Origin of the sequence: Lentzea sp. NPDC042327 (assembly GCF_040647275.1) — a bacterium.
GTDB lineage: Bacteria > Actinomycetota > Actinomycetes > Mycobacteriales > Pseudonocardiaceae > Lentzea.
In genome coordinates this window covers 220,213-235,949 of the sequence record NZ_JBEZBX010000005.1, presented here as the reverse complement: position 1 = coordinate 235,949, position 15,737 = coordinate 220,213, and the positions used below count along the sequence as shown (strand labels likewise).

Sequence of the window (15,737 nt, the reverse complement as noted above, 5' to 3'; positions counted from 1 at the left end):
CCGGGGATGTCGACCGGAAACGGCCCCGTCCCGTGTGCACGGCGGAAAACGATCGCGGGCACCGATGACGGCGCCACCTACCAGGTCGAGGACTTCGACGACGACGGGCGGGTCGTCGCCACCCGGTACGGCGCGCGGGACGAGCCGGTGCTCGGGCAGGTCTGGGACGCCGCCGGTGAACGCAGCACCCTCCAGCCGCCGGCCGGTCACCGCTACACGGTGGTGCGCTCGGCGCGGGCCGGATACGTCGTCGGCTTCGCCGCCGAGGACGGGTGGGGCGACCCGGTCGGTGTGGTGTGGGACGTGCGACGTGGTGGGGCTGACGTCCGGGGCTCCGCGGCGGTGCGGCGGGTGGTGCGGGTGAGCCGGTGCCCGCGGGCATCTACGAGAAGTTCGCGGACACGGGTGCGTTGTACGGGCGCGCATACCGGGACGGCAGCTTCGTGCCCGTTGAGGCGCACTGCCTCTGAGCCGTGACCCGCCCGGCCTCACACCCGCACTGCGCGACGCTTCGTCAGCATCCCGAGGCCCTGTCGCAGCAGCCGCACCCAGGGCGACCACCGGGCTGGGCGGGCCGGTTCGCGGCCGGCTGCGCGTTCGCAGGCGTCGAGGAGGTCCTCCAGGCAGGCGTCGTGCAGCCACCGCACCACCAGCGCCCAGCGCAGGCGGGTGAGCGGGGCGAACTCGCCGACCAGTTCGTGGGTCAGGACGGTGCCCGCGGCCGAGAACGTGTGGGTGCCCTCGCCGCTCGAGAACGCGAAGGTGATCGACGAACCGGGGATGAGCTCCGTGCAGTGGTAGCGGATCGGGCCGTGGCCGCCGTCGGCGCCGACGCCGAGCGGGCGGTCGAACTCCTGCCTGCCCCAGGCGGGTGGCCAGAGCTCCTGGATGCGTTCGACGAACGGACCGGCCGGCACGCCGAGGTCCCGCGAGTGGACGTTCCTGATCATGGTGATCCCCCTCCATGCGGTGGCGTATGTTCCTGGAACGTACGGTAGCGTATGGAACCGTGGTGCGGAGGACTCGTGACGACTGGACTGAGAAAGCGCTGAGAGCGTTGGCGGAAGGCGGGCTGGGTGCCGTCGCCATCGAGCCGCTCGCTGCCAGGGAGGGCGCCACCAAGGGCAGCGTCTACCACCACTTCAAGAGCCGGAAGGAGTTGCTCAGGGCCACCGTCGAGCGGTGGGAGCGCGAGCACACCGAGAAGGTCATCGAGCTGGTCGAGGCGGAGCTGACGCCGGAGGCCAGGCTCAGGACGTTGTTCGCGACGGTGCTCGACCGCACCCACAAGGGGTCGGTGGAGATGGCGTTGCAGGCCGGCGCCGACGACGAGGTGATCGCGCCGGTGCTGCGGCGGGTCACCGAGAAGCGGATCGCCTACCTCGCGGTGCTGTTCGAGCAGCTCGGGTTCGCGCCGGAGCAGGCGAGGAAGCGGGCGTTGATCGCGTTCAGCCTCTACCTCGGGCAGGCGCAGATGTGGGTGACGTCGCCGGAGCTGGTCGAGCCGGTGGTCGACGAGGCGGTGGAGGTCCTGCTCCGGCGCGGCTAGGGCAGCCCCACGAGGTGCACCGACATGGCCGCCATCGCACCGGCCGCGGCCGTCAGGGCCGGGAACACCGTCCAGGCGTCGGTCCGGGTGCGCGGTGGTGGCCCGCCCGCGACGACGAGGGGGAGCCAGCGGGTGCGCAGGGGCAGGTAGAGGGCGAAGAGCACGGTGTCGGCCAGCAGCACGACCAGCAGCACCAGCGCGATCGGGTACAGGACCGCGGGGTTGCCGCGGCCGGGCTGGACGCCGTCGACCGGGGTCCACAGCAGTGACACCGCCACGCCGGTCCACAGCGCGAAGAGCAGCCAGGCCGACCAGTAACCGCGGCGGAAGGCGGTCGCGGTGCACCGCCGCGTCACCACCCCGCGGTTCAGGGCGGTGTGGCGCCAGACCAGCAGCGCAGCCAGGGCGCACAGCACGGCCGACTGCCAGGCCGACGGGTGGAAGGCCAGGTACACCACCGCGAAAGCCGCGGCGAACGCGGGCAGGGTGCGGCCGTACTGCAGGAACGCGCGGACCTCCGGCGGCGCGAGGAACCGGTTGGGGACGAGCGGGGTCGGTGCCATGCCGTCCTCGACGGCGGCCGCGGCCGGTGAGCGCAACGACGACAGCAGGAACAGCAGGGTGTCGGAGCGGCGTTCGCGGAAGTCGAGCCACTGGTGGCGGCGCAGGTCCTTGTCGTCGGCGGGCAACGCGAGCGGGTCCAGCAGCACGCCGATCGCGTCGGGCCCGAGCGAGCGGATCGCCTCGGCCGCCTCCTCCCACGGGACCTGCGCGCTGACCAGCACCAGGGTCCAGCGGGGCGAGGAGGACGTGGTCAGGCCCGCGCGCAGGCAGGCCGCCCTGATCTCGTCGGCGACCGGCTCGTCGGCGGGCGCGAGGCACCGCACCCCGACGGACGGCCCGTCCCGCGACTCGGACGGGACGCCGCGCTGCGCCAGGAACTGGGTGAGGACCAGCCAGGGGTTGCGGCCCTTCCGGTCCGCGGGAAGTGCCTCGTGGTAGGCGGGCCAGCCCGCCAGGAGCTCGCGGTGCTCGGCGCGGGTCATGGGCGGCAGGCGGGTGCGGCGGGTGCCCGAGCCGGTCGGCAGCCACAGCCGCAGGACACGGGAGCGGAGCACCAGGGCCGTGCCCGCCAGACCGCACAGCACCACCACGACCAGCAGCACGGTGATCGTCTCCAGCGCACCGGCCACCTCCGGCGGGATGGCGTACAGCTCGTAACGCAGCGACCGGTCGAGGAACACGTGGTCGGGCAGCCCCGGCAACGGCACGGTCCCCACGACCACCTGCGCCACGTAGCCCAGCGCCAGCGCCGATCCGGCGGCGGAGGTGAACGCGAACAGCAACGCGCTGAACCGGCTGCGCCGCCGCGGCAGACCGGCGCCCGCGAGGACCACCCCGGTCAGCGCCGCGAACACCATCGCCGTCAGGCCCATGAACAGGAACAGCATCGTCAGCCAGTACTTCTGCCGCAACGCGAGCAACGCGCTCTGCCGGGTCCACCCGGTGCCGCCGAACGGGTCGAACGTGAGCCCGGTGATCCGCACGTCCGTCACCGCCAGCAGCACGAACGCCCACCCGAGGACGGCGGTCGTCACCACCAGCAGCAGGAACACCGCGAGCACCGGCACCGGCATCCGCGGCCACCCCCACCGGCTCGGAAGTGGCGCGCTGCCACCGGGTTCCGCCCGTCCGGACGCGATGGCGGCCGCGAGCCCGGCGGTCCGGTCCCAGAACCGGGTGCGCAGGTCGTGCACCGGCAGACCGGCGAGCTCCTGCGGCAGCACGGCGGCCTCGACCACGCCGAGGTGCACGGGAATGCCGCGCTCCAGCGCGCGCGTCCACTCGTGGCGCACGTACGCGGAGGCGAGCGCGGCCGGCGACACCAGCAACAGCAGCGCGTCGGCCTGCTCCAGGCCCTCGTCCAGTGCCGCGGCCCAGTCCGTGCCCGGCCGCAGCCGCTGCACGTCGAGCCACGGGTCGAGGCCGGCCCGCGCCCCCAGCACGGCCGCCGCCTCCTCGGCGAAGTGGAACTCCCGCCGTGAGTAGCTGATGAAAACCCGTTGCGCCCCCACCCCGGTCACCGGCCCATGATCGCGGTCGGGCGCCGCCGCGAACAGGGGCAAACGCAGCAGGGGTGCGACGGAACCGGGCCACAACGCCGCACGGCCGCACCGGGGCAGGACCCGGTGCGGCCGTGCGGGTGTTCAGAACGCGATCAGGCCGCCGTCGCCCACAGGGTGTAGGCGATCACGTCCGCGTTGCGGTCCAACGCGGTCGCGTTGACGTTGGCCGAGGTGTCGCAGGACCGGTGGTAGCACCGGTCGAACGCGACACCGGAGGAGCCGCCCCACTTCTGCGCCTGGGCCGAGGTCTTGATGCCCTCGGCGCCGGTGAACGTGCCACCGACCGGGATGCCGGCGCGGGCGAACGCGGCGTGGTCGGACCGGCCGCCGACGCTGGTCAGCTCGGTCTGGACGCCGATCGAGGAGAACCCGGCCTGCAGCCGCTGCTGCAGCGCGAGGGAGCCGGAGGGCTGGCCGGACGCGCTGTAGACGAAGTAGCCGGGGTTCGGCGAGCCGGTCATGTCGAAGTTCAGGTAGGTCTTGATCTTCGAACGCTCGGTCGTCGACAGCGAGTTCACGTAGTACGTGGAACCGACCAGGCCGAGCTCCTCCGCGCCCCACCAGGCGAAGCGCAGGTGCTTGGTGGGAGCGAACCCGGTGGCCTTCACCTGGAGGGCGACCTCCAGGATCGAGGCGGAACCGGTGCCGTTGTCGTTGATGCCGGGACCGGCGCTGACGCTGTCGAGGTGACCGCCGAGCATCACGACGTTGTTCGCGTCGCCGCCGGGGTAGTCCGCGATCAGGTTGTAGCCGGTGGCGCCGTTGCTGGTGAACGACTGGACGCGGGTGGTGAAGCCGGCCGCGTCCAGCTTGCCCTTCACCCAGTTCACCGAGGCCAGGTAACCGGGCCTGCCGTGGGCGCGGTTGCCGCCGTTGGCGGTGGCGATCGACTGGAGCTGGTTCAGGTGCGCCTGGACGTTCGCGACGCTGATGTCGGGTGCTGCCAGGACCGCCGGAGCGGCCGCTTGCGCCGGCGCGGTTCCGGCCACCGTCAGGGCGGCCGCCAGCGCGATCAGGATCTTCATGGTTCAACTCCGTGCAGGGTAGGGATTGAGCCACTGATCAACATGCTCTGCCGTGCATGAGCCGCGCTAGGGGCGAAGGTCGGTTTCGCGTCGGATTAGTTCAACTCGGTGGTGATCAACCAGAATGGTCCGGGTGGGTGATGTCACGGTTGTCCTGGGCGTCGGTGCCGCGGTCCTGCTGATCTCCGTGATCGCGGTCCGGGTGTCGATCCGCCTCGGGCTGCCCTCACTCCTGCTGTACCTGGGCATCGGCGTGCTCCTGGGCGAGTCGGTGCTCGGCATCGACTTCGAAGACGCCGGCCTCACCCAGTCCCTCGGGATCGCGGCGCTGGTGCTGATCCTGACCGAGGGCGGGCTGACGACCCGGTGGCACGCGGTCAAGACCTCGCTCTGGCTGGGCGTCGCACTGTCCACAGTGGCCGTTGCGGTGAGCGTCGCCATCACCGGAACCGCGCTGCACCACCTGCTGGGCCTCGACTGGCGGATGGCGCTGCTCTGGGGTGCGGTGCTGTCGTCCACGGACGCGGCGGCCGTGTTCAGCGTCCTGCGGTCGCTGGGGGTGGGGGCACGGCTCACCGGCGCGCTCGAACTGGAGTCCGGCCTCAACGACGCGCCCGTCTACATCGCGGTCGTGCTGCTCGCCTCGTCCGACCAGATCTCGTGGACGGCACCGCTGCTGGTGCTCTACGAGCTGGGAGCGGGCGCGCTGATCGGCGTCGCGCTCGGCTGGCTGGGCGGCACGGGACTGCGGCACGCGGCCCTGCCCGCCACCGGCCTCTACCCGCTCGCCACCGTCGCCGTCTGCGTGATCGCCTACACCGCGGGCGACCTGGCGCACGCGTCCGGTTTCCTCGCCACCTACGTCGCCGCGCTGGTCCTGGGCAACGCCCGGCTGCCGCACCGCGCCGACACCCTGTCGTTCGCCGAGGGGCTCGGCTGGCTGGCCCAGATCGGCCTGTTCGTCCTGCTCGGCCTCTACGCCTCGCCGTCCCGGCTGCTCGACGTGCTGGTGCCCGCGCTGATCGCGGGCGTGGTGCTCACGTTCGTGGCGCGCCCGCTGTCGGTGGTGCTGTCGTTGCTGCCGTTCAAGGTGCCGTGGCGGGAACAGGCGTTCCTCTCCTGGTCGGGGCTGCGCGGCGCGGTGCCGATCGTGTTCGCGCTGATCCCGCTCATCCAGGGCGTCGAGGGTGCGCGCGAGCTGGTCGACGCGGTGTTCCTGCTGGTCATCGTCCTCACGGTGGTGCAGGGCACGACGCTGCCGTTCCTCGCGCGGCGGCTCGGGCTGGTCAACGCGAGCGAGCCGCAGGAGGTCCAGGTCGACTCCTCGCCGCTGGACGAGCTCGGCGCCGAGCTGCTGCAGGTGCACATCCAGCGCGGGTCGAAGCTGCACGGCGTCTACATGACCGAGCTGCGCATGCCCACCGGCGCCACGGTGAGCCTCGTGGTGCGCTCGGGCAAGAGCTTCACGCCACTTCCGACGACCCGGCTGCAGACCGGCGACCAGTTGCTCATCGTGACCACAGAAGAGGCGCGCGACGCCACCGAACGGCGGGTTCGCGCCGTGGACCGGGCCGGTCGTTACGCGCGGTGGAAGGGCGAGACCGGCGAATAGTCGGTCCCCGACGCTTCTCACGATGTGATCAGGTGTCGACGGATCGTGACGCGCCCGCTAACGTCGTCGGCAGGTCATGAGAGCCAGCGTCAAGCCCAAGCTTGCTGGCCGGCAACCCTCCAACCGCGGTGGGGTGCCCTTGGTGAGGACCTGGTCCGGCGCGCAGGGCGCCGGTCAAGCGCGGGCCTCCGAGAAGGCCCCCCGGCCCAGGAGGCAGCTCGATGACGCTCGCGATCACCCCGGACACCACCACCAAGGTTCCCGCCGTCGTCGGTTCCGACCTGCGCGTCCCGCTGGTGACCGGAGAGCGCGTCACCTACGCCAACCTCGACCACGCCGCCTCCGCCCCCTGCCTGCGGGAGGTGCGCGACGCCGTCGACGAGCTGCTGCCCTGGTACGCGAGCGTGCACCGCGGCGCCGGCTTCGCCTCCCAGGTGTCGACCCGCGTCTACGAGCAGGCGCGTGACCGCGTCCGGCGGTTCGTGGGTGCGCGTTCCACCGATGCCGTCGTCTTCACCCGCAACACCACTGACGCGCTGAACCTGCTGGCCCGCAGCGTGCCCAAGGGCACCGCGGTCGTGCTGTTCGACAGCGAGCACCACGCCGCGCTGCTGCCGTGGCGCGGGCCGAACGTGCAGCGCATCTCCACTCCTTCCTCGTCCGGCGCGGCACTCGTCGCGCTGGACCGGGCGTTGGCCGCCGCCCCGGTCGGTCCTCGGCTCGTGATCGTCACCGGGGCGTCCAACGTCACGGGGGAGCTGTGGCCGGTCGCCGAGCTCGCGAAGGTCGCCCGCAGGCACGGCGCCCGCATCGCGCTCGACGCCGCGCAGCTCGCCCCGCACCGCCCGATCGACGCCCGTGAGCTGGGCGTGGACTACCTGGCGTTCTCCGGCCACAAGATCTACGCGCCGTTCGGCGCCGGTGTGCTCGTCGGCCGGTCCGACTGGTTGCAGCAGGCCCAGCCCTACCTGGTGGGCGGCGGCGCCACGGCGAAGGTGACCGACCACGGCGACCGGCTCGGCGTCGCGTGGTCCGCGGTGCCGGAGCGGCACGAGGCGGGCAGCCCGAACGTCATCGGCGTGCACGCGCTGGCCGCGGCCTGCGAGATCCTGTCGCGGCACTGGGAGCAGACGATCGCGCACGAGCAGGAGCTGCTGCGGCGGCTGCGGGACGGCCTGCGCGCCATCCCCGGCCTGCGCGAGCTCTCGATCCTCACCGACGTCGACCGCGTGGGCGTCGTGAGCTTCACGGTCCCCGGCTTCGACGCGGGCTTCCTCGCGGCGGCGCTGTCGGCCGAGTACGGCGTCGGCGTGCGTGACGGCGCGTTCTGCGCCCATGTGGTCGTGGGACGTCTGGTGAAGAAGGCCGGTTCGCACGAAGACCGCGCCGTGCGCGCGTCGATCGGTCTCGGGACGACGGCCGAGCACGTGGACCGTTTGGTGGCCGCGCTGCGCACTCTCGTCACCGAAGGTCCGAAGTGGACCTACGCGCAGCGCGACGGCCGCTGGGTGGCTGAGGACGACAGCCGAACCCTGCCGCCGTTCCTCGCGTAGTCCAGGTAGTGGACAATGACCTGGTGAGTGACGAGTCCAAGGCCCCGGCGAAGGCCGCTGACGAGACTGCCGAGGAGCAGCCCAGCGCGCCGGAACCGGTCGCGGAACCGCAGGTCGCGCCTGTGGTGACCGCCGAGGCCGAGGACCGGCGCGAGACCGAGCAGCCCGAGCGGGCGCTGACGGTCTCCGAGCCGGACGCCGAACCCGAGTTCTCGATCACCGGCTCGCTGCCGGAGCCGCGGACCACCTACCTCGCGGTGCTGGCCGCCGGTGTGCTGGCGCTGGACGTCCTCACGAAAGTCCTCTCCGTGGCGTTCCTGGAGCGGTCAGAGCCGATCCAGCTGTTCGGCGGGCTGCTGCACCTGACGTTCGTCCGCAATCCCGGTGCCGCCTTCGGGCTGGCCGAGGGGTGGACGTGGATCCTCGCGCTGATCGCGTTCGGGGTCGTCGGGTTCATCACCTGGATCGCGCGCGACCTGCGCTCGACGCCCTGGGCGGTCGGTCTCGGGCTGGTGCTCGGCGGCGCCGTCGGCAACCTCGCCGACCGGCTGTTCCGCGCGCCCGGCCCGATGCGCGGCCACGTGGTGGACTTCCTGTCGTTGTTCGACCCGTTCGGCCAGGTGTGGCCGGTGTTCAACGTCGCCGACATGGCGATCGTCTGCGGTGGCGCGACGATCATCGTCTTGGCGCTGCTGCAGCACGACTACGACGGGACGGTTCACAAGGAGAAGATCGACGCGTGAGCGGATACCGAACGCTGCCCATTCCCGACGGTCTGGACGGCATGCGCGTCGACGCGGGCCTCGCGAAGCTGCTGGGCCTGTCCCGCACCGCGGTGGCCGCCATCGCCGACGCCGACGACGTGCTGATCGACGGCCGGGTCGTGGGCAAGTCCGACCGGCTCACGGCCGGCGCGATGCTGGAGATCACCCTGCCGGCCCCGCCGCAGCCGGTGACCGTGCAGGCCATCCCGGTCGAGGGCCTGGTCGTGATCCACGAGGACGACGACATCATCGTCGTGGACAAGCCCGTCGGCGTGGCCGTGCACCCCTCGCCGGGCTGGACCGGCCCGACCGTCGTGGGCGGTCTCGCCGCCGCCGGTCACCGGGTCGCGACCTCGGGTGCCGCGGAGCGCCAGGGCGTCGTGCACCGCCTCGACGTCGGTACCACCGGCGTGATGGTCGTCGCGAAGTCCGAGTCGGCGTACTCGGCGCTCAAGCACGCGTTCAAGGAGCGGACCGTCGACAAGGTCTACCACGCGATCGTCCAGGGCCACCCGGACCCGATCAAGGGCACCATCGACGCGCCGATCGACCGGCACCCCAAGCACGACTACAAGTTCGCCGTGATGAACTCCGGCAAGCCGTCGATCACCCACTACGAAGTGATCGAGGCGTTCCGCGCGGCGTCGTTCGTCGAGGTGCACCTGGAGACCGGCCGCACGCACCAGATCCGCGTGCACTTCTCGGCGCTGCACCACCCGTGCGTGGGCGACCTGACCTACGGCGCGGACCCCACGCTGGCCAAGCGGCTCGGCGTGGCGCGGCAGTGGCTGCACGCGCGCCAGCTCGGGTTCCACCACCCCGGCACGGGCGAGTGGGTCACCTACACCTCCGAGTACCCGGCGGACCTCGCCGCGTCCCTGGAGCAGCTGCGCGAGGAAGGCTGAGCGCAGGCCGATTGCGTCTGGGTAAATCACCGGTTGACGACGTTTCATTTGATGTTGATCGGTGCCGCTCATAGCGTTCTCGGCATGAACCTCACCGTCCTCGCCGCCTCCGGCCGCACCGGCCTCGCCCTCACCCGGCAGGCCCTGGCCCGCGGCCACGCGGTCACGGCGATCGCCCGCGATCCCGGCAAGATCGCGCTCGACCACCCGGACCTGCGCAAGGTCGCGGGTGACGTGGCCGACCCGGCGAGCCTCGCCGTCGCCGGGGGCACCGTCGTCCTCTCCGGCCTCGGCACGGACCGGCCCGGTGTCCTGCTCGACGGTGCGAAGGCCGTCGTCGCCGCCGGACCGGAACGGGTCATCTGGCTCGGCGCGTACGGCACCGGCCCGTCGCGCGCGGCCGCCGGTGACGGTGCCCGTGTGCTGGAGAAGTTCCTCGGCGACCGGATCGCCGACAAGGTGGCGGCCGACGAGACCGTCCTCGCCGCCGGTGGCACGGTCTTCCACGCCGGTGTGCTCTCCGACGGGCCGCTCAGCCCCGAGCGGCGCACGGTCGGGCTGGACGCCGCGCCGCCGTTCGACCTCACCGCTCAGGTCAGCCGCGAGACCGTGGCCGCGGCGATGCTCGACGAGGCCGAGTCGCCGCGGTTCCCCGGTGCCGTCGCGCTACCGCTGGACCACCTCGGCGAATGATGCCCGCACCTGCTCGCGCAACCACGCGTGGGCGAGGTCGGAGTCGTAGCGCTGGTGCCAGTTGCAGTTCACCGGTGCCGGCGGCGACTCGACCGGCAACGGCAGGGTGACGAGCCCGAACGCCTCGATCAGCGGGCGGCACAGGATCGCCGTGGTGGTGACCAGCGCGTGGCTCGCGACCGCGATCTGCAGTGCGGAGTGGACGGTCGCCACCGTCGCGATCACCCTGCGCTGCAAGCCTTCCGCTGCCAACAGGTCGTCGATCGGCGCGGTGAGCCGGCCGCGGCGGGACACCACGACGTGCGGGTGTGCCGCGTACGCCGGGAGGTCGAGCCCGCCCGCGCACGGGTGGTCCGGGCGCAGCGCGACGGCCAGCGGGTCGTGGCCGAGCGTCTCCGACCGGAACTCCGGCAACGCCGGTGCGCCGCCGCCGAGCTCCAGGTCGACCCGGCCGTGCCGCAGGTCGTCGGTGTCACCGGAGTGCTCGGCGAGCACCCGCAACCGCACACCGGGTGCCCGTTCCGCGACCCAGGCGACCAGCACCGGCACCAGTGACGAGGCCAGCGCGTCGTGGCACCGCACGGTGAACGTGCGGTCCAGCTCGGCCAGGTCGAGCACACGGCTCGGTGCCAGCACGGCGTTGGCCTGGCGCACCAGCCGGTGCACCTCGTCGGCGATCCCGAGCGCGTACGGCGTCGGCGTCATCGAATGACCGGTGCGCACCAGGATGTCGTCGCCGGTCACCTTCCTGATCCGCCCCAGCGTGCGGCTGACCGCGGGCGACGACAGGTGCAGCCGTTCGGCCGCGCCCATCACGCTGCCCTCCTCGAGCAGGGCGTCGAGCACGGTCAGCAGGTTCAGATCCGCTTGCATGAACAGACATCGTATGGAGGAACCGTGAACGCGGAACTCGTCGCGGCCGTTCGCCGCGCAGGAGCCCGGATGCTCAAGCGCTACTCGCCGGAGTCGCGCGCCGCGGACCTCGACGCGGTCGTCGCCGGCGTGCGCGCCAACGACGCGGCCGTCGTCGACCTGCTGCGCCCCGAGCTCGCCGCGATCCGGCCGCGGGCGCGCTGGCTCGACGACGAACACGGCTCCGGCCCGCTGGAGCCGGGCGAGTGGTGGCTCGTCGACCCGGTGGGCGGCAACATGAACGCCGTCCACGGCATGACCGACTGGAACATCGGCGTGAGCCTCGTCCGCGACGGCCGACCGGTGCTGGCCGCTGTGCACTTCCCGTTGTTCGACGAGATGTTCACCGCGGCCGAGGGCGAGGGCGCGTTCCTCAACGGGGTGCGGCTGCGGGTGTCCGCGAAGACCTCGCTGGACGGTGCGCTGGCCGGGACCGGGCAGGCCCAGCCGGGGCAGGGACCGGAGATGGCGGACCGGGTCGGCGCCTCCTGCAGCGCGATGGCGAAGGAGGCCCTGTACGTGCGGATCTCCGTGCCGGTGACCCACCAGCTCGCCCAGGTCGCCGCCGGGCGGATGGACCTGCACTGGCAGTACGACAACGTGCGCGCGCACGCCGCCGGTGTGCTGCTCGTGCAAGAGGCGGGCGGTGTCGTCACCGACCTCGACGGCACGCCGTGGAAGCTGACGACCCGCGAATACCTGGCTGCCGCACCGGGCGTGCACGCGGCGGCGTTGACGGTGCTGTCCTGAGCAGGTCACCAATCCCCGCTCGCTCCGTCCAAGCCGCCTCAGCCCCTGGCTCCAACGGCGTCTGCAAGTACCGCCAACTCAACATCAACAGGCACTTTTCTACTACCAACAACGCGCGAGGCGCCTGCGAGGGGTCAGTCCTCGACGGTCCACACGAGGGTGTTGACGTCGACCTCGGGGCGCACGCTCCACCGCACCTGGGTGAGGTCCGTCGTGTCCGGCAGCACGAACACCGTGTGACCGCCTGCGGTCTCACCCGGCTGCACGCCGAGCTTGTGCGCGGGCCGCGAGGACAGCGACACCGGCGCCTTCGTGACGGTCTCGCCGGTCCTGGTCACGAGGACCAGGTACATGTCCGGCAACGAGGTGAACGGGACCTGCGAGGCGTTGGTGACCTCGGTGTGCACGACCACGGCCCGCTCACCCTCGGCCAGCTTGTAGCCGGCGGCGGTGAACAGGAAGTCGGCCGGGTCGACGACCTCGACGAGCTGGATGGACAGACGGGCGCCCTCCAGGCTGTCCGCCTCCAGCGTCGTGCCGACCTTGCCGGTGCGCGACATCGGCCGGGGCTGCGGCTGGTCGGCGCGGACCCAGCCCGCGGACTGCGGCGGACCCCACGGGTTCGGCGGCGGCTGCTGCTGCACGGGGAAGGGCTGGGACTGCGGGCCGGGCTGGGGCTGCGGCGGCGCGACCGGGTGCGGGCCGCTCACGTGGTGGGGTCCGCTCTGGTGCACGGCGTAGGCGCCGGACGGGGGCGGGCCCTGGTAGTTGCCGTAGGCGGCGGCGTTCGCCAGCGCGCGCCGGATGCCGTTCGGGTCGCACTCCACACCGACGAGCAGCGGCAGACCGCTGCCGGACAGGGTGATCAGGCGCATGGCGGCCTCGCGCGGGTCCATGCCCAGGCGCTGGGCGATCTCGTGCACGGCGGCACGGCCCGAGTCGGCGAGCATGGCCAGCAAACGGGCGTCAACGGGATCAGGGGCCACCACGAAAAGAACGCTACCCCCCGCTCCTGATCTTCGCGTCACCGCCCGGCCCCAGCGCGATCACGGTCACGCCGGTCCTCCGGGGGTGGCGTCACAGCGCGTACCGGATCGCGTGGGAAAGAGTGGCGAGCCAGGAGTTAACGGGGTTAACTGGGTGGGGTGACAACACTCACCAAGCTGCCCGACGACTACGTCCAGAACCCGCACGAGGCGCACGACCTGCTGCGCGCAGAGGCACCCGTGCACGAGGTCCACCTGCCCCGTGGGCTGAAGGTCTGGCTCGTGACCCGTCACGAAGAAGCGAAGATCGCCCTCACCGACCCGCGGATCAGCAAGGACATCACGGTCGGGCGGTCCGTCTTCGACAAGCACACCCCGCCGGACGCGCGGCGCGGCGAGTTCGAGTCCTCGCTCTCGGTCCACATGCTCAACATGGACCCGCCGGACCACACCCGGTTGCGCAAGCTCGTCACCAAGGCGTTCACCGCACGCCGCATCGAGCTGCTGCGGCCCCGCGTCAACGAGATCGCGGCCGAGCTCATCGCGCGGATGAACGACGGCGACGAGGTGGACCTGCTGGAGGAGTTCGCGTTCCCGCTGCCGATCACGGTGATCTGCGAGCTGCTCGGCATTCCGATCGACAACCGCGAGGAGTTCCGCGGGTGGTCGAACACGCTGCTGTCGTTCGGCACGCCCGAGCAGATCCAGCACGCCGCCGGCGCGATGGCGCAGTTCCTGTTCCAGCACGTCGAGAAGGTCCGCGCCGCCGAACCGGACGACACGTTCTTCTCGGCGCTGGTGCACGCCGACGACTCCGGTGACCGGCTCAACACCGAAGAGCTCGTGTCGATGGCGTTCCTGCTGCTCGTGGCCGGCCACGAGACGACGGTCAACCTCATCGGCAACGCCGTGCTGGCACTGCTGAAGAACCCCGACCAGCTGCAGGTCCTGAAGGACCGGCCGGAGCTGATCCCCGCCAGCGCCGAGGAGTTCCTGCGGCTGGAGGGCCCGGTCAACATCGCGACCTTCCGCTACACCACCGAGCCGATCGAGCTGGGCGGCGTGCAGATCCCAGCCGACGAGCTCGTCATGGTGTCGCTGATCGCCGCCAACCGGGACCCGGCCAAGTACGAGAACCCCGACCGGCTCGACGTGACCCGCTCCGCGCAGGGGCACGTGGCGTTCGGCCACGGCCTGCACTTCTGCCTGGGCGCGCCGCTGGCCCGGCTGGAGTTCGACGTGGCGCTCACCCAGCTGCTGGCCCGGTTCCCTGACCTGTCGCTGGCGGCGGAGCCGGAGACCCTGGCGTGGCGGGACAGCACGCTGATCCGCGGCCTGCTCACCCTGCCGGTCAAGCTCGCCTAATGTCACGCGGGTGGACGACCTGCTGAAGCTCGACCAGGCGCACGTCTGGCACCCGTACGGCCCGATGCCGGGCACCCAGGAGCCGCTGCTCGTCGAGTCCGCGGAGGGTGTCCGGCTCACGCTCGCCGACGGCCGCGAGCTGGTCGACGGCATGTCGTCGTGGTGGGCCGCGATCCACGGCTACCGGCACCCGGTCCTGGACGCGGCCGTCACCGACCAGCTGGGGCGGATGAGCCACGTGATGTTCGGCGGGCTCACGCACGAGCCCGCCGTCCGGCTCTGCGCGAAGCTCGTCGAGATCACGCCCGCGGACCTGGAGCACGTGTTCCTGTGCGACTCCGGTTCGGTGGCGGTCGAGGTCGCCGTGAAGATGTGCCTGCAGTACTGGCGTTCGCGCAACCGGCCGGAGAAGCGGCGGCTGCTCACGTGGCGCGGCGGGTACCACGGCGACACGTTCACCCCCATGTCCGTGTGCGACCCCGAGGGCGGGATGCACTCGCTGTGGCGCGGCGTCCTGCCGGCGCAGGTGTTCGCCGACGCGCCACCGGCGGAGCTGGACACCGCGTACGTGCAGCACCTCGCGGACGTGGTCGAGCAGCACGCGGACGAGCTGGCCGCGATCATCGTCGAGCCGGTCGTGCAGGGCGCCGGCGGGATGCGCTTCCACGACCCGCGCTACCTGCACGTCCTGCGCGAGCTCGCGTACACCCACGACGTGCTGTTGGTGTTCGACGAGATCGCCACCGGGTTCGGGCGCACCGGCGAGCTGTTCGCCGCCGACCACGCGAACGTCAGCCCGGACGTGATGTGCGTAGGCAAGTCGCTGACCGGCGGGTACCTGTCGATGGCCGCCGCGCTGTGCACGCCGCGGGTCGCGGACGGGATCAGCCGGGGCGAGGTGCCGGTGCTCGCGCACGGGCCGACGTTCATGGGCAACCCGCTCGCCTCGGCGGTGTCACTGGCCTCGATCGACCTGCTGCTGTCGCAGAACTGGAAGCGTGAGGTCGCACGCATCTCGGCCGGGTTGTCAGCCGGACTGGAGCCTGCGCACGCGTTGCCGGGTGTGAAGGACGTGCGCGTGCTGGGAGCCATCGGTGTCGTGCAGCTGCACGAGCCCGTGGACATGGCACGGGCCACGAAGGCCGCGGTGGACGCCGGGGTGTGGCTGCGGCCGTTCCGCGACCTCGTCTACACGATGCCGCCGTTCATCAGCACGGACGACGACATCGCGCAGATCGCTCACGGGGTGATCGCGGCGGCCAGCTGAGTGTCGGACGGCTCGACCAGGAACTCGCCGTTCGGCAGCACCACGACGGGGATGTTCTTGCGGCCGGAGATCTCGACGGCCCTGTCCCGCGCCTCGTCGTCGTGCTCCACGTCGACGTAGGTGAAAGCCACGTTGTTGCGGGTCAGCCACGACTTGGCCCTGCGGCAGTCGCCACACCACTCGGCGCCGTACATCACGATCGGTTCATCAGCCATGCCGTCACCGTAGGT

At 71.8% G+C, this 15,737-nt stretch carries 16 protein-coding genes and 1 riboswitch; of the genes, 10 read left to right on the top strand and 6 right to left on the bottom strand.

Features of this window, described 5'->3' with window-relative positions; translation table 11 throughout:
• Positions 1–6 precede the first annotated feature (6 nt).
• Positions 7–477: a hypothetical protein gene (locus AB0A63_RS14925; RefSeq protein WP_360390484.1), complete on the top strand. Its 471-nt coding sequence runs from the start codon at positions 7–9 to the stop codon at positions 475–477.
• Positions 478–488: 11 nt separating this feature from the next.
• Here the strand turns inward: AB0A63_RS14925 and AB0A63_RS14920 are convergent, their stop codons facing one another.
• Complete coding sequence (locus tag AB0A63_RS14920) at positions 489–950, bottom strand: SRPBCC family protein (RefSeq protein ID WP_360390481.1); 462 nt, start codon at positions 948–950, stop codon at positions 489–491.
• Between the two features lie 59 nt (positions 951–1,009).
• Here AB0A63_RS14920 and AB0A63_RS14915 point away from each other — a divergent pair, with 59 nt between their 5' ends.
• Positions 1,010–1,549 carry a TetR/AcrR family transcriptional regulator gene (locus AB0A63_RS14915; RefSeq protein ID WP_360390479.1) on the top strand — a complete coding sequence of 180 codons (540 nt, stop codon included), beginning with the start codon at positions 1,010–1,012 and terminating at the stop codon, positions 1,547–1,549.
• Here the strand turns inward: AB0A63_RS14915 and AB0A63_RS14910 are convergent.
• Positions 1,546–3,633, bottom strand: a complete 2,088-nt coding sequence (locus AB0A63_RS14910) for a toll/interleukin-1 receptor domain-containing protein (protein ID WP_360390477.1) — start codon at positions 3,631–3,633, stop codon at positions 1,546–1,548. The two genes, AB0A63_RS14915 and AB0A63_RS14910, sit on opposite strands and share 4 nt — an antisense overlap.
• Positions 3,634–3,767: 134 nt before the next feature.
• Positions 3,768–4,700 carry a M28 family metallopeptidase gene (locus AB0A63_RS14905; protein ID WP_360390475.1) on the bottom strand — a complete coding sequence of 311 codons (933 nt, stop codon included), beginning with the start codon at positions 4,698–4,700 and terminating at the stop codon, positions 3,768–3,770.
• Between the two features lie 133 nt (positions 4,701–4,833).
• Between AB0A63_RS14905 and AB0A63_RS14900 the strand changes: the two genes are divergently transcribed.
• The 5 genes from AB0A63_RS14900 (at position 4,834) to AB0A63_RS14880 (ending at position 10,227) form a co-directional block, all read left to right on the top strand.
• On the top strand, positions 4,834–6,312 hold the full coding sequence (locus AB0A63_RS14900; protein WP_360390472.1) for a potassium/proton antiporter: 1,479 nt from the start codon (positions 4,834–4,836) through the stop codon (positions 6,310–6,312).
• 72 nt (positions 6,313–6,384) lie between these two features.
• A riboswitch (SAM riboswitch) is annotated at positions 6,385–6,499 on the top strand.
• Between the two features lie 34 nt (positions 6,500–6,533).
• A complete protein-coding gene (locus tag AB0A63_RS14895) occupies positions 6,534–7,865 on the top strand; it encodes an aminotransferase class V-fold PLP-dependent enzyme (RefSeq protein WP_360390469.1) in 1,332 nt (443 codons plus the stop codon).
• A gap of 23 nt (positions 7,866–7,888) precedes the next feature.
• Positions 7,889–8,608 carry a signal peptidase II gene (gene lspA, locus AB0A63_RS14890; RefSeq protein ID WP_360390466.1) on the top strand — a complete coding sequence of 240 codons (720 nt, stop codon included), beginning with the start codon at positions 7,889–7,891 and terminating at the stop codon, positions 8,606–8,608.
• Positions 8,609–8,649: 41 nt separating this feature from the next.
• Positions 8,650–9,534, top strand: a complete 885-nt coding sequence (locus AB0A63_RS14885; protein WP_360391465.1) for an RluA family pseudouridine synthase — start codon at positions 8,650–8,652, stop codon at positions 9,532–9,534.
• Positions 9,535–9,618: 84 nt separating this feature from the next.
• On the top strand, positions 9,619–10,227 hold the full coding sequence (locus tag AB0A63_RS14880; RefSeq protein WP_360390463.1) for an NAD(P)H-binding protein: 609 nt from the start codon (positions 9,619–9,621) through the stop codon (positions 10,225–10,227).
• Here AB0A63_RS14880 and AB0A63_RS14875 read toward each other — a convergent pair.
• On the bottom strand, positions 10,201–11,100 hold the full coding sequence (locus AB0A63_RS14875) for a LysR family transcriptional regulator (RefSeq protein ID WP_360390460.1): 900 nt from the start codon (positions 11,098–11,100) through the stop codon (positions 10,201–10,203). The genes AB0A63_RS14880 and AB0A63_RS14875 overlap by 27 nt on opposite strands.
• Before the next feature lie 24 nt (positions 11,101–11,124).
• Between AB0A63_RS14875 and AB0A63_RS14870 the strand changes: the two genes are divergently transcribed.
• Positions 11,125–11,889, top strand: coding sequence for an inositol monophosphatase (locus AB0A63_RS14870; RefSeq protein ID WP_360390458.1), 765 nt, complete (start codon positions 11,125–11,127; stop codon positions 11,887–11,889).
• A 134-nt stretch (positions 11,890–12,023) separates the two neighbouring features.
• On the opposite strand, the gene AB0A63_RS14865 is transcribed toward AB0A63_RS14870, so the two are convergent.
• Positions 12,024–12,878 carry an AsnC family protein gene (locus AB0A63_RS14865; protein ID WP_360390455.1) on the bottom strand — a complete coding sequence of 285 codons (855 nt, stop codon included), beginning with the start codon at positions 12,876–12,878 and terminating at the stop codon, positions 12,024–12,026.
• A 156-nt stretch (positions 12,879–13,034) separates the two neighbouring features.
• Between AB0A63_RS14865 and AB0A63_RS14860 the strand changes: the two genes are divergently transcribed.
• Positions 13,035–14,240: a cytochrome P450 gene (locus tag AB0A63_RS14860; RefSeq protein WP_360390453.1), complete on the top strand. Its 1,206-nt coding sequence runs from the start codon at positions 13,035–13,037 to the stop codon at positions 14,238–14,240.
• Positions 14,241–14,304: 64 nt separating this feature from the next.
• Positions 14,305–15,507: an adenosylmethionine--8-amino-7-oxononanoate transaminase gene (locus tag AB0A63_RS14855; protein WP_360391462.1), complete on the top strand. Its 1,203-nt coding sequence runs from the start codon at positions 14,305–14,307 to the stop codon at positions 15,505–15,507.
• Here the strand turns inward: AB0A63_RS14855 and AB0A63_RS14850 are convergent.
• Positions 15,480–15,722 (bottom strand): glutaredoxin family protein, encoded by a 243-nt coding sequence (locus tag AB0A63_RS14850; RefSeq protein WP_360390450.1) that lies wholly within the window; start codon positions 15,720–15,722, stop codon positions 15,480–15,482. The two genes, AB0A63_RS14855 and AB0A63_RS14850, sit on opposite strands and share 28 nt — an antisense overlap.
• Positions 15,723–15,737: the final 15 nt, after the last annotated feature.